The organism is bacterium (genome assembly GCA_027622355.1).
Classification (GTDB): domain Bacteria; phylum UBA8248; class UBA8248; order UBA8248; family UBA8248; genus JAQBZT01.
The window spans coordinates 1-13,237 of sequence record JAQBZT010000044.1; the positions used below are offsets into that span (position 1 = coordinate 1).

Genomic DNA, 13,237 nt, shown 5'->3' on the forward strand with positions numbered 1-13,237 from the left:
GCTGCGCTTCGCGATCCGCGAGGGCGGCCGCACGGTGGGCGCCGGCGTCGTCACCGAAGTCATCGAATAAGAAGGTTTGAGGTAAGGGTACCAACCCCCTTGCCGGTGTTCCGCAGGCCAGTGGCTCAATTGGTAGAGCACCGGACTCCAAATCCGGCGGTTGGGGGTTCGAGTCCCTCCTGGCCTGCCAAATAATGATTGCGGCGGCGGACCCGGAATGCGGGGCGGCCTCTTTTTGAAGTTTGAAGGAGATACATCGGTAATGGTGCTGCAATGGTTCCGGCAGGCCCGCGCGTTTCTTCAGGAAGTGCAGAACGAGGGGAAACGCGTCACCTGGCTCGGTCTGAAGATGACCGTGGCACAGACCGCTGTTGCGCTGGTGTTTGTTTTTATCGTCGCCCTCTATCTCGGTCTGGTGGATCTGGGGCTTTCGCGGCTCATTCATTACTTGCTGAAGCTGGACATCTGATCGGAGCAGCCCGCATGGCCATGCTGTGGTACGTGGTTCATACCTATTCGGGATTCGAGAACAAGGTTCGCCTGAACCTGCTGGAGCAGTTCAGGAACTCCGGCTTTGAGGATAAGCTGGGCGATATCGTCGTTCCCGTCGAACAGGTGGTCGAGATGAAGGGCGGGAAGAAGCGGACCAGCTCGCGGAAGTTCTTCCCCGGCTATATCCTCATCAACATGGACTGCGACGAGGAGTCCTGGTATCTGGTGAAGAACACGCCCAAGGTGACGGGTTTCCTGGGTGGGACCTCGCCGGCGCCCCTGAGCGAGGCCGAGGTCGAAAATGTGGTCAAGCAGATGCGCGGCGAGGCCGAAAAGCCCAAGCGCAAGGTTGAATTTGAAAGGGGCGAAAACGTCCGCGTGGTGGAGGGTCCCTTTGTAAACTTCACCGGGGTGATCGAGGAAGTGCACCCCGATCGCGGAAAGCTCAAGGTGATGGTCAGCATTTTCGGGCGAACCACCCCGGTGGAACTCGAAATGCTTCAGGTGGAAAAGGTATAGCAGGGAGGGCGCGGCCCGCGGGGCCGACGAGAGGGAAAAATGGCGAAAAAAGAAGTGGTCGGTCTCATCAAGCTTCAGATTCCGGCGGGACAGGCGAACCCGGCGCCGCCGGTCGGGCCCGCGCTGGGTCAGCACGGCGTCAACATCATGGAGTTCTGCAAGGCGTTCAACGCCCAGACCCAGGGCCAGGAAGGGATGATCGTTCCGGTCGTGCTCAGCGTTTACTCCGACCGCAGCTTCACTTTCATCATGAAAAGCCCTCCCGCCGCGATTCTCCTCAAGAAGGCGGCGGGACTGGCCAAGGGCTCCGGCGAGACCGGACGGACGGGGGTCGGCTCCGTCACGCGCAAGCAGATTGAAGAGATCGTCGAGATCAAGAAGAAAGATCTGAACGCCTCGGGCTTGGAGGCGGCGGTCCGCATCATCGCGGGCACGGCGCGCAGCATGGGCATCGAGGTGAAGGACTAGAAAAGCGGGCATGTGGGAGGCGCCCCGCGGGTGTTCGCGGCGAGCCGGTGGAACCACGAAACAGAGGAGTAAACGTATGGCAAAACACGGGAAGCGGTACAAAGACGCCCGGGAGAAGGTGGACCGGGACAAGGTGTACCCGCTCGATGAGGCGGTCGGCCTCATCAAGGAGATGGCCTCGGTCAAGTTCGACGAGACGGTGGAGATCTCCGCCAAGCTGGGCGTCGACCCCCGGCACGCGGATCAGATGGTCCGGGGAAGCGTCGTACTTCCGAACGGTATCGGGAAGAACCAGGTGGTCATCGCCTTTGCAAAGGGCGACAAGGCCCGCGAGGCCCAGGAGGCCGGCGCCGACGTCGTGGGGGATGACGAACTCGCCGAGCGGATCCAGGGCGGTTGGATGGCGTTTGATCGCGTGGTGGCCACTCCCGATGTGATGGGGGTGGTGGGCAAGCTGGGGAAAATCCTGGGTCCCCGCGGTCTGATGCCCAACCCCAAGTCGGGAACGGTTTCCTTCGACATGGCGCGCGTGATCAAGGAGATCAAGGCGGGAAAGGTCGAGTACCGTGTCGACAAGGCGGGCATCATCCACGCCGCGATCGGCAAGGCCAGCTTTGAGCAAAATGCGCTTTCGGAGAATCTGATGGCGGTGGTGGACGCGCTGATGCGGGCTAAGCCCTCCTCCAGCAAGGGCGTCTATTTCCGCGGTCTCACGGTGTCGAGCACGATGAGCCCCGGGGTCAAGGTAGACCACCAGGCTCTCCTTGCGTCTTTGAAATAGGGGGTTTCCGAGATGTCAGTGGTAGCAGAAACCAAGGGAAGACTGGCGACCGGCAGAGCGCCCCGCGAGAACAAGGTCAAGGCCGTCGAGGAACTCCAGAAGCGTATCTCGGAGGCCTCGATCCTTGTGCTCTTCGACTACCGGGGTCTCAGTGTGTCGCAAATGACCGAGCTGCGAAGGCAATTGCGCGAGGCGGGGGTCGAGCTCTCGGTCGTGAAAAACACACTGGTCAGCCGGGCGCTCGGGGGCACACCCAACGAAGTGCTCCGGGAGAAGCTGACCGGTCCCATTTCGATTGCGACGGCCGTGGGTGACCCGACGGTGCCCGCCCGGGTGCTGAACGATTTCCTGAAGGGGCTTTCAGCGGGCGAGATCAGAGGGGGCGCGCTGGAGGGGGAATTCCTGGATCCAGCTAAAATCAAAGAGTTAGCGATGCTTCCCTCGCGCGAGGTTCTCCTCTCCCAGATGCTGGGGGCGATGGAGGCGACCGTGGCCGGGCTGCCGCGGGTCCTCAACGCGATCATACTAAAGCTACTCTACGGATTGCAGGCGATTGCAAAAGAAAAAGAAAACGTGGCATAATACTCGTTTACCCCATCATGGGGGAATTTGCGCTTTCAAATGCGCTCCGGGGCCGATGAGGCGTGGCGGGGCGCGAACGTGAGAAGGGGTTCAAGGTGGCGACCAAAGAAGACGTTCTCTCCTTCATTGAAAACATGTCTGTTCTCGATCTGAGTCATTTCGTCAAAGAGCTCGAGGAAAAGTTCGGGGTCTCTGCGGCGGCGCCCGTGGCCATGGCCGGTATGATGCTTGCTGGCGATGGTGCGGTGGCCGAGGAGCAGACCGAATTCAAGGTCACGCTCAAGGCGGCGGGCGCCGAGAAGATCAAGGTGATCAAAGCCATCCGCGAGATCACGAGCTTGGGCCTCAAGGAAGCGAAAGAACTCGTGGACAGTTCCCCGAGTACCGTCCGTGAGGGAGTCAGCAAGGAAGAGGCCGGGGAGCTTGAAAAGAAACTCAAGGATGCCGGAGCGGAGGTGGAAGTTTCGTAAGGTTCGCCCGAATCGGTGGTTGGTTGTAAGGGCGGGAGTTTTCCCCGCTGTCCCTGAAAACACCAAACCCTTTCGAGGTGAGCCATGAGAACGAAACAAGTAGAGAATGGCCGCCGAATCCGCGAGGATTTTTCCGTTATCCCTTCGGTCATCGATATTCCAAATCTCATTGATATCCAGCTGTCTTCCTACGAGCGTTTCCTGCAGTGGGAAGTGCGGACAGACGAGCGTCGCCAAGACGAGGGACTCGAGGGCGTCTTTCAGAGCGTTTTCCCGATTACCGACAACGCTGCGACGGCCGAGCTCGAGTACCTCGGCTACGAGATCGGCATCTGGGAGACGAGCGGCGGCACCGAGTACGAAGGACTCGGTGGCCCCGGCGTCCGCGACGAAAAGGGAAACGAGGTTTTTTGCCGCCAGAAGCATGAGGCTGACGAGTGCCGCCAGCGCGGTATGACTTTCGTGGCGCCTCTTCGCGTCCTGCTCCGCCTGACCACCTATGAGAAGGACGAGGAAACCAAAGAGCGCCGCGTCAAAGAGGTGAAGGAGCAGAAGGTCTATCTGGGCGAAATCCCGCTGATGACCGAAAACGGCACCTTCATCATCAACGGCACCGAGCGGGTGGTGGTGAGTCAGATGCACCGCTCGCCGGGCGCCTTCTTCAGCGCCGACAAGACAAAGTCATCGGGCAGGCCCGCCTTCACGGCGCGGCTCATCCCCTACCGCGGCAGCTGGCTCGACTTCGAGTTTGACACGAAAGAACTCCTCTATGTGCGGGTCGATCGGCGCCGGAAGCTGCAGGTGACGGTGCTGCTGCGCGCCTTCGGCCTCTCGAAGGACGACATTCTCAATTCCTTCTACCAGAGCGAAGAGATTTTTTACGACGAGAAGCGCAAGTCGTTCTACAAAAAGATCACCGAACTCATGGTTAACCAGCGCATCCTCGAGGACATCACCCTCCCGAAAACAGGCGAGCTGGTCCTCAAGGCGGGCCGGAAGTTCACCCGCGCCGCCTTGCGCAAGCTCCAGTCGGCCGGGATTGAAATCCTCGACCTGAAGGACGAGGAGGTCGTCGGCGGCATCATCGCCCAGCCGATCGCCGCGCCCGAGACAGGGGAGGTGCTCTTCGACACGAATACGGAGATCACCGCCGATGTGCTGGCCGACCTGCGGGAGAAGAAGATCGGCGTCATCCCCCTTCTTTACGTTTCAGGCGTCGGTGCCGACCGGACCATCCGGGACACCCTGACGGGGGACAAGTGCGACACCCCTGAGGAAGCGCTCGTGGAGATCTACAAGCGCCTCCGGCCGGGTGATCCGCCGACCAGGGACACCGCCCGCAATCTTTTTGAAAATCTCTTCTTCAACTCCAAGCGCTACGACCTCTCGCGGATCGGGCGCCTGAAGCTCAACACGAAGCTGGGCCTCAACCTTCCGCTCGATCAGCGGACCCTGACGGTGGACGATGTCATCGCCGTTGTGCGCTACATCATCGAGCTGCGCCACGGCCAGGGCTCGGTGGACGACATCGATCACCTGGGAAACCGCCGCGTCCGATCGGTGGGCGAGTTGCTCGAGAGCCAGTTCCGCGTGGGTCTTGTGCGAATGGAGCGGGCCATCCGCGAGCGCCTCTCCATCCAGGACATGGAAACGCTTTCGATCCGCGACCTCATCAACTCGAAGATGATCACTGCGGCCATCAAGGAGTTCTTCGGCTCGAGCCAGCTCAGCCAGTTCATGGATCAGACGAACCCGCTCTCGGAGATCACCCACAAGCGGCGCCTCTCGGCCCTCGGACCGGGCGGGTTGACGCGCGATCGGGCGGGATTCGAAGTGCGCGACGTGCACCCCACCCACTACGGGCGGATCTGCCCCATCGAGACGCCCGAGGGACCGAACATCGGCCTCATCGCCAGCCTCTCGACCTACGCGCGGGTGAACGAGTACGGGTTCATCGAAACCCCCTGCCGCAAGGTGGTGAACGGGCGTGTCAGCGAGGAATTCGAGTTTCTCTCGGCCATTGACGAGGACAAGTACAAGATCGCCCAGGCGAACGCTCTGGTGGACGAAAAAGGCAATCTCGTCAACGAGATGATCTCGGCCCGCACGAGCGGGGAGTTCGTCATGATCCCGCGGGATCAGGTTGACTACATGGACGTTTCGCCGAAACAGCTGGTCAGCGTGGCCACCTCGCTGATCCCCTTCCTGGAGAACGACGACGCCAACCGTGCCCTCATGGGCTCGAACATGCAGCGTCAGGCGGTTCCTCTTCTCCGGACCGAGGCGCCCTACGTCGGAACAGGGATGGAAGCGGTGGCGGCGCGCGATTCGGGCGCGGTCGTCCTCTCCCAGTGCGATGGCGAGGTGGTCAGCGTGGATGCCACCCGCATCGTGGTGCGCGCCGACAAGGCCGAGTTGAACGGCCGCGACCCGGGCGTTTACATCCACAACCTGGTCAAATACCGCCGCTCGAACCAGAACACCTGCATCAACCAGAAGCCCATCGTGTCCCCTGGGGAGAAGGTGAAAAAGGGCGAGGTGATTTCGGACGGGTTCTCGACCGACATGGGCGAGCTGGCCCTCGGCCGGAACATGCTTGTCGCCTTCATGCCCTGGAACGGCTACAACTTCGAGGACGCGATCGTCATCTCCGAGAAGGCAGTCAAGGAAGACATCTTCACCTCGATCCACATCGAGGAGTTCGAGATTGAGGCCCGCGACACCAAGCAGGGCCCCGAGGAAGTGACGCGCGACATCCCGAACCAGAGCGAAGACGCCCTTCGCCATCTCGACGAGAGCGGCATCTCCCATATCGGCGCCCGCGTGGATCCGGGCGATATTCTCGTCGGGCGCATCACCCCGAAGGGGGAGACGCAGCTCAGCCCCGAGGAAAAACTCCTCCGCGCCATCTTCGGCGAAAAGGCCGGCGACGTGCGGGATTCCTCCCTCAGATTGCCCCCCGGCGTCGAGGGGACGGTTGTCGAGGTACGCGTTTTTACGCGGCGCGGCTTGAAGAAAGACGATCGCACCATGGAGATCGAAGAGGCCGAGATTGCGCGGCTTGAGAAAGACTACGGCGATGAGATTCGCATCCTCCGCGAGGAGTGCAACGGCCGCATTCGGGGCATCTACGCCGGTCAGAGCGTCTCGGACAAGGTAGCCGACCCCGAATCGGGAGAGGTCCTCGCATCCAAGGGCCAGGCCCTCTCTGCCGCGGCGCTGTCGAAATTCAGCGGGGAGAGCCTTCTCGGCCTTCCCGTGCCGAAGGAAGCGGCCGGGCCGGCCAAGGAGATTTTCACCCGCACCGGGGAGCAGGTTCGCCTGCTCGAGTCGATCTGCGAGGAGAAGGTGAACAAGATCCAGCGCGGCGACGAGCTTTCCCCGGGCGTTCTTAAGATGGTGAAAGTCTACGTCGCCATGAAGCGGAAACTCCAGGTGGGCGACAAAATGGCCGGCCGCCACGGCAACAAGGGCGTGGTCTCCATCATCGTTCCCGAAGAGGACATGCCCTATACCGAGGACGGCACACCCATCGAGATTATTCTGAATCCGCTCGGCGTTCCCTCGCGGATGAACGTGGGACAGATCCTCGAGACGAACCTGGGATGGGCCGGGAAAGCGCTTGGCCGGCATTTCGCAACACCGGTCTTCGATGGGGCCACCGAGGAGGACATCCTCGAGTTGACCAAAGAGGCGAACCTTCCCCCCTACGGGAAGACGCTTCTGCGCGATGGCCGCTCCGGCCAGCCCTTCGAGCAGCGCGTGACGGTGGGCGTGATTTACATACTCAAGCTCCACCATTTGGTGGACGACAAGATTCACGCACGCTCGACGGGCCCCTATTCGCTTGTGACGCAGCAGCCGCTGGGCGGAAAGGCCCAGTTCGGCGGCCAGCGCCTGGGAGAGATGGAGGTCTGGGCGCTCGAGGCCTACGGCGCCGCCAAGACGCTGCAGGAGATCCTCACCGTCAAGAGCGACGATGTGCAGGGCCGCTCCCGGATGTACGAAGCCATCGTCAAGGGAGAGAGCATGCTCGAGGCGAGTCTGCCCGAGTCCTTTAATGTGCTCATGAAAGAGTTGCAGTCGCTGGCGCTGGACGTGGAGCTCATTGAGAGCGGCGAGGCGCCCCACTAGGTGTCATCTCTCCCGGGCGGTTGTCCCGTCCGGGATTTACGAATCGAATATCGCAGGATTCATCGCCTTGGATTCAAGGAGGGGCCGCATTGGAAAGCATCCTCAACCTTTTTGAGAAGCCCAAAGACCCCATTTCTTTCGACGCCATCCGGATCCGCATCGCCTCCCCGCATACGATCCGCTCCTGGTCGTCGGGAGAGGTGAAGAAGCCGGAGACGATCAACTACCGCACCTTCAAGCCCGAGCGCGACGGTCTGTTCTGCGCCGTGATCTTCGGGCCGGTGAAGGATTTTGAGTGCCTGTGCGGAAAGTACAAGCGTGCGAAGTACCGGGGCATCGTTTGCGAGAAGTGCGGCGTCGAGGTCATCTCCTCGAAGATCCGGCGTGAGCGGCTCGGCCACATCGAGCTCGTCAGCCCGGTGTCGCACGTGTGGTTCTTCAAGGGACTTCCGAGCCGGATCGGCAATCTGCTCGACATGACGCTCCGTGAGCTCGAGCGGATTCTCTATTTCGAGAACTATGTGGTCCTCGATCCGGGGAGTACCGGACTGAAGAGTTTCGAGTTGATCACCGAGGAGCAGCACCGGCAGCTGATGGTCGAATTCGACGAGGACGAGTTCAAGATCGGCATCGGCGCTGAGGCGATCCGCGAGATGCTCATCAGCATCGATCTCGACACGCTCTCGATTCAGCTCAAAGAGGATATCCGGGGCACCTCGAACGTCCAGAAGCGCCGCAAGCTGATCAAGCGCCTCAAGGTGGTAGACGCCTTCCGGAATTCGGGCAACCGGCCGGAGTGGATGATTCTCGAGGTGGTCCCCGTGCTGCCGCCCGAGCTTCGCCCGCTCGTCCCGCTCGACGGCGGCCGCTTCGCGACGAGCGATTTGAACGATCTCTACCGCCGGGTGATTAACCGGAACAACCGCCTGATGCGCCTCCAGGAACTCAAGGCGCCCGACATCATCATCCGCAACGAGAAGCGGATGCTGCAGGAGTCGGTGGACGCCCTCTTCGACAACGGGCGCCGGGGGCGTCTGCTCCGCGGCCCGAACCGGCGGCCGCTGAAGAGCCTCTCCGACATGCTCAAGGGCAAGCAGGGGCGCTTCCGCCAGAACCTGCTCGGAAAGCGGGTGGACTACTCGGGCCGTTCGGTCATCGTCGTGGGCCCGGAGCTGAGCTTCCACGAGTGCGGGCTTCCCAAGAAGATGGCGCTCGAGCTGTTCAAGCCCTTCATCTACAGCCGGCTGGAGGAGCGGGGCCTTGTCGCTACCGTCAAGGCGGCCAAGAAAATGGTCGAGGAGGAGCGCCCCGAGGTCTGGGACATCCTCGAGGAGGTGGTGAAGAACCATCCGGTCATGCTCAACCGCGCGCCCACGCTGCACCGTCTGGGGATGCAGGCCTTCATGCCGCGCCTCGTAGAAGGCAAGGCGATTCGCGTACACCCGCTCGTGTGCGCCGCCTTCAACGCGGACTTCGACGGCGATCAGATGGCGGTCCACGTGCCGCTCTCGATCGAGGCGGTCGAGGAGACGCGGGTGCTCATGCTCTCGGCGAACAACATCCTCTCGCCCGCCAACGGAATGCCGCTCGCGGTTCCGAGCCAGGACATCATTCTGGGCTGCTACTACCTGACCAAGCCCCGTGGCAAATCCAAGGGCGAGGGGAGCGTATTTGCCTCCCCGGGCGAGGTGCGGGTTGCCTACGATCAGGAAGAGGTCGGCCTTCAGGCGCGCATCCGCGTGCGTGTGGACGGCGATTTGGTGGAAACGACCGTGGGCCGCGTGCTTTTGTTCGACACTTTGCCCGCGGGCGTTCCCTTCGAGGGGGCCAACCGGGTGATGGACAAGAAGGCCCTGACGCGCCTGGTGGCGTCCTGCTACCGCCTGTGCGGAAGGGCCAAGACGGTTCGTTTCCTCGACGCACTGAAAGATCTCGGCTTCGAGCATGCGACCCAGGCGGGGATCTCGATTTCGATCGACGACATGAAGATTCCCGCCGGGAAGCCGAGTCTCACCGAGCGGGCGCGCCATGAAGTCATGGATGTCGAGAAAGAGTACCGCGACGGCCTGATCACCGACGGCGAGCGCTACAACAAGATCATCGACATCTGGTCCCATGTGACGGAAGAGGTGGCCGGGGCGATGTTCAAGACCCTCCAGGCCGAGGACGAGGCCGTCATGGAAGGGAAGGCGGTCCCGGTGGAAGGCTCCTCGAACTGGAGCGAGTCGCTCGACTTCAACCCCATCTACATCATGGCCGACTCGGGTGCGCGCGGCAGCAACGCGCAGCTCCGCCAGCTGGGCGGCATGCGGGGCCTGATGGCGAAGCCCTCGGGCGAGATCATCGAAACCCCCATCACGGCGAACTTTCGCGAAGGTCTTTCGGTGCTGCAGTACTTCATCTCCACCCACGGCGCCCGCAAGGGCCTTGCAGATACGGCCCTCAAAACCGCCAACAGCGGATACCTGACGCGCCGGCTCGTGGACGTGGCCCAGGACATCATGATCATCGAAGAGAACTGCAGCACGATGAACGGAATCGAGATGACGGCGCTGATCGAGGGTGGCGAGATCATTCAGGCGCTCGGAGAGCGCATCCTCGGCCGCATCGCCCTTCAGGATATCAAGGATCCCTTCACGGGCGAAGTGCTTTGCAAGCCCGGTGAGGAGATCAACGAGGAAAAGGTCGTAATCCTGGAGAACGCCGGCGTCGAGCGGGTGATGATTCGCTCGGCGTTGACCTGTGAAACACGCAACGGCGTCTGCGGCAAGTGCTACGGTCGGAACCTCTCGAACGGAAGGATTATCGAAGTGGGCGAGGCGATTGGCGTTATCGCGGCCCAGTCCATCGGCGAGCCGGGCACCCAGCTCACGATGCGGACCTTCCACATCGGCGGAACCGCGACCCGGGCTGCGGAGCAGAGCACCGTCGAGGCCAAGCGGCCGGGGTTCGTCAAGTACTTCGACCTGCGTACCATCACGAACAACGCCGGCGATATCGTCGTAATGAACCGGAACGGCCAGATCGCGATCTGCGACGAGACGGGCCGCGAGCGCGAACGCTACCCTGTCGTTTACGGCGCAGTGCTGAAGGCGAAAAACGGCGCGAAGGTCGAAGAGGGAGAAAAGCTCCTCGAATGGGACCCCTACACCTTTTCCATCATGGCCGATCAGGGAGGCGCCGTCTCCCTGATGGATGTGATCGAGGGTGTCACGATGCAGGAGGAGATCGACGAGGTCACCGGCCTCTCCCGGCGCGTGATTCTCGATTCGATTGATGAAAAGCGCCAGCCCCGCGTCGCGCTGATGAGCGATTCGGGCGAATTGCGCGGGTCTTTCCCGCTTCCGGCGGGCGCGCAGCTGACGGTGAACGAGGGCGCACAGATCTCGGCCGGAGACGTTATTTTCAAGATCGCCCGCGAAACCTCCAAGACGAAGGACATCACGGGCGGCCTTCCGCGCGTGGCCGAACTCTTCGAGGCGCGCAAGCCGAAGGAGAACGCCATCATCTCCGAGATCAACGGGTTGGTGAAGTTCGGCGGACTGGTCAAGGGCCAGCGGCAGATCCTTGTGATTTCCGATGAGGGGGACGAGCGCGAATATCTGATCCCGCGCGGAAAACACGTCAACGTCCAGGAAGGCGATCGCGTGCGGGTGGGCGAGCCCCTGATGGATGGCGCGGTCAACCCCCACGACATTCTCGCCGTCCTCGGCGAGCGGGAGCTTCAGAGCTACCTCGTCAACGAGGTGCAGGAGGTCTACCGGCTTCAGGGCGTGAACATCAACGACAAGCACATCGAGATCATCGTCCGTCAGATGCTGCGGCGGCTGGAGGTAGTCGAACCGGGCGACACCGATCTGGTGGTCGGAGAGCAGGTGACACGCGAAACCTTCCAGTGGGCCAACAAGGAAGCTTCGCTCGAGGGGAAAACTCCGGCGACGGCGCGGCCGATCCTGCTTGGAATCACGCGGGCTTCCCTCTCGACGGACAGCTTTATCTCGGCGGCCTCGTTCCAGGAGACCACCCGCGTGCTGACCCAGGCTGCGGTATCCGGCAAGGTGGATTATCTGCGGGGCCTGAAGGAAAACGTGATCATGGGACGGCTCATCCCGGCGGGCACCGGCGCGAGTCGCTACCAGCAGGTGGAACTGCTCTCGCCCGAGGTCGAGTTGGCGTCCGCGGTCGAGGACGCGCCGGTCATGGCGGATGATGAAGATGACTTCGCCGACAACCTGGCAGAGCCGGAAACGGTTGGGGTGAAAAAGAGCGGGGAAGACCTGGCAGAGCCGGAATCGGCTGGGGCGGAAAAGAGCGAGGAAGTGGCCTCTGAATAGTCGCTGAAATTCGGGGGTTTTCTAGGGTAGCCGGGCTTGACAACCCTTGGGGTTTGCTTATAATCCCCTCCTTTCGCGGGAAAAGGCGCTTTTTGGGGCGCCCACCCCTCGCGGCAAAAGATTGAAAGTAAATGTGTTATCCGGTTGCCGGAATTTTGCACCGGCAGCGGATGAGCAAAAGATTCGGTCCCGAGGCCGCTGAACGGCCAATGTGGCCGCCCGGCGTGGTTCGGGTGCGAATTTTTGCTGCTTTTTTTTGCCGTTTTTTTTGCCGTTTTTTGAAGTGCCGGAGGACAAGGTGCCGACGATTAATCAGCTGATCCGGAAGGGGCGCAAGCGCGTGCGCGCGAAGACCGACAGCCCGGCGCTTCGCTCGTGCCCCCAGAAGCGCGGCGTTTGCGTCCGCGTCTACACGACCACGCCGAAGAAGCCGAACTCGGCCCTGCGGAAGGTGGCGCGCGTGCGGCTCACGAACGGAATGGAGGTCACCACCTACATCCCCGGCGAAGGGCACAACCTTCAGGAGCACTCCATCGTGCTGATCCGGGGTGGACGAGTGAAGGATCTGCCGGGTGTCCGCTACCACGTGGTGCGCGGAACATTGGATACCGTCGGCGTGGAAGCAAGGCGTCAGGGGCGCTCGAAGTACGGCGCCAAGAGACCCAAGTAGCTTTAAGGGCTGGAACAGAGGACGAGCCAAATGTCCAGAAGGCAGCGGGTAAACAAAAGACAGGTGCTGCCCGATCCGAAATTCAAGGATCGGCTGGTGGCCAAGTTCATCAATAACCTCATGTTCGAGGGCAAGAAGAGCATCGCCGAGCGCGTTTTTTATGAGGCGTTGAACATGGTGGAAGACAAGATGAAAGAAGACCCGCTCAAGGTGTTCAAGCGGGCGATCGACAACGTCAAACCCGCGCTGGAGGTCCGCTCCCGCCGCGTGGGCGGCGCGACCTATCAGGTGCCTGTCGAGGTTCGGCCCGATCGCCGGACCGCTCTGAGCATTCGGTGGATGATACAGAATGCCCGCGAGCGCGACCGGCGGATCACACTGGGGCTCGCCGCGGAGATCATAGATGCCGCCAACAACACCGGTGGCGCCGTACGCGTCCGGGAGAATACCCACCGGATGGCGGATGCCAATAAGGCGTTTGCACACTATCGCTGGTAGTTTCGTCTGAGAGGAAGGATTCACCGTGCCGAGGAAGATCGCACTCGAGAAGATTCGCAATATCGGCATCATGGCGCACATTGATGCCGGCAAGACCACCACGACCGAGCGAATCCTCTACTACACGGGCCGTACCCACAAGATGGGCGAGGTGCACGAAGGCGCCGCCACGATGGACTGGATGGCGCAGGAGCAGGAGCGCGGCATCACCATCACATCGGCGGCGACCACCTGCGAGTGGAACGGCCACATCATCAATATCATCGATACGACGGGCCATGTGGATTTC

The 13,237-nt window shown here is 61.7% G+C and carries 12 protein-coding genes and 1 tRNA gene; all 13 read left to right on the forward strand.

Annotation, left to right across the window (positions count from 1 at the left end; all coding sequences use genetic code 11):
- A partial coding sequence (locus O2807_04285) for a hypothetical protein (GenBank protein ID MDA0999725.1) occupies positions 1 to 70 on the forward strand: 70 nt, incomplete at its 5' end.
- 44 nt (positions 71 to 114) lie between these two features.
- Positions 115 to 190 (forward strand) — tRNA-Trp (locus O2807_04290).
- Between the two features lie 72 nt (positions 191 to 262).
- Positions 263 to 469, forward strand: coding sequence for a preprotein translocase subunit SecE (gene secE, locus O2807_04295; GenBank protein MDA0999726.1), 207 nt, complete (start codon positions 263 to 265; stop codon positions 467 to 469).
- Between the two features lie 14 nt (positions 470 to 483).
- Entirely contained in the window at positions 484 to 1,011 is a 528-nt protein-coding gene (gene nusG, locus O2807_04300) for a transcription termination/antitermination protein NusG (GenBank protein MDA0999727.1), read from the forward strand.
- 39 nt (positions 1,012 to 1,050) lie between these two features.
- Positions 1,051 to 1,479, forward strand: a complete 429-nt coding sequence (gene rplK, locus O2807_04305; protein MDA0999728.1) for a 50S ribosomal protein L11 — start codon at positions 1,051 to 1,053, stop codon at positions 1,477 to 1,479.
- A 76-nt stretch (positions 1,480 to 1,555) separates the two neighbouring features.
- Positions 1,556 to 2,260 carry a 50S ribosomal protein L1 gene (gene rplA, locus O2807_04310; GenBank protein ID MDA0999729.1) on the forward strand — a complete coding sequence of 235 codons (705 nt, stop codon included), beginning with the start codon at positions 1,556 to 1,558 and terminating at the stop codon, positions 2,258 to 2,260.
- 12 nt (positions 2,261 to 2,272) lie between these two features.
- Positions 2,273 to 2,842 carry a 50S ribosomal protein L10 gene (gene rplJ / locus O2807_04315; GenBank protein MDA0999730.1) on the forward strand — a complete coding sequence of 190 codons (570 nt, stop codon included), beginning with the start codon at positions 2,273 to 2,275 and terminating at the stop codon, positions 2,840 to 2,842.
- A gap of 95 nt (positions 2,843 to 2,937) precedes the next feature.
- Positions 2,938 to 3,312 (forward strand): 50S ribosomal protein L7/L12, encoded by a 375-nt coding sequence (gene rplL / locus O2807_04320; protein MDA0999731.1) that lies wholly within the window; start codon positions 2,938 to 2,940, stop codon positions 3,310 to 3,312.
- 84 nt (positions 3,313 to 3,396) lie between these two features.
- Positions 3,397 to 7,446, forward strand: a complete 4,050-nt coding sequence (gene rpoB / locus O2807_04325; protein ID MDA0999732.1) for a DNA-directed RNA polymerase subunit beta — start codon at positions 3,397 to 3,399, stop codon at positions 7,444 to 7,446.
- An 89-nt stretch (positions 7,447 to 7,535) separates the two neighbouring features.
- A complete protein-coding gene (gene rpoC, locus O2807_04330; GenBank protein ID MDA0999733.1) occupies positions 7,536 to 11,780 on the forward strand; it encodes a DNA-directed RNA polymerase subunit beta' in 4,245 nt (1,414 codons plus the stop codon).
- A gap of 298 nt (positions 11,781 to 12,078) precedes the next feature.
- Positions 12,079 to 12,450 carry a 30S ribosomal protein S12 gene (gene rpsL, locus O2807_04335; protein MDA0999734.1) on the forward strand — a complete coding sequence of 124 codons (372 nt, stop codon included), beginning with the start codon at positions 12,079 to 12,081 and terminating at the stop codon, positions 12,448 to 12,450.
- A gap of 30 nt (positions 12,451 to 12,480) precedes the next feature.
- The gene (gene rpsG / locus O2807_04340; GenBank protein ID MDA0999735.1) at positions 12,481 to 12,948 is read left to right on the forward strand and encodes a 30S ribosomal protein S7; all 468 of its coding nucleotides are present in this window, start codon (positions 12,481 to 12,483) and stop codon (positions 12,946 to 12,948) included.
- A gap of 25 nt (positions 12,949 to 12,973) precedes the next feature.
- Positions 12,974 to 13,237 (forward strand): GTP-binding protein (locus O2807_04345; GenBank protein MDA0999736.1); only part of this gene is annotated, 264 nt, incomplete at its 3' end.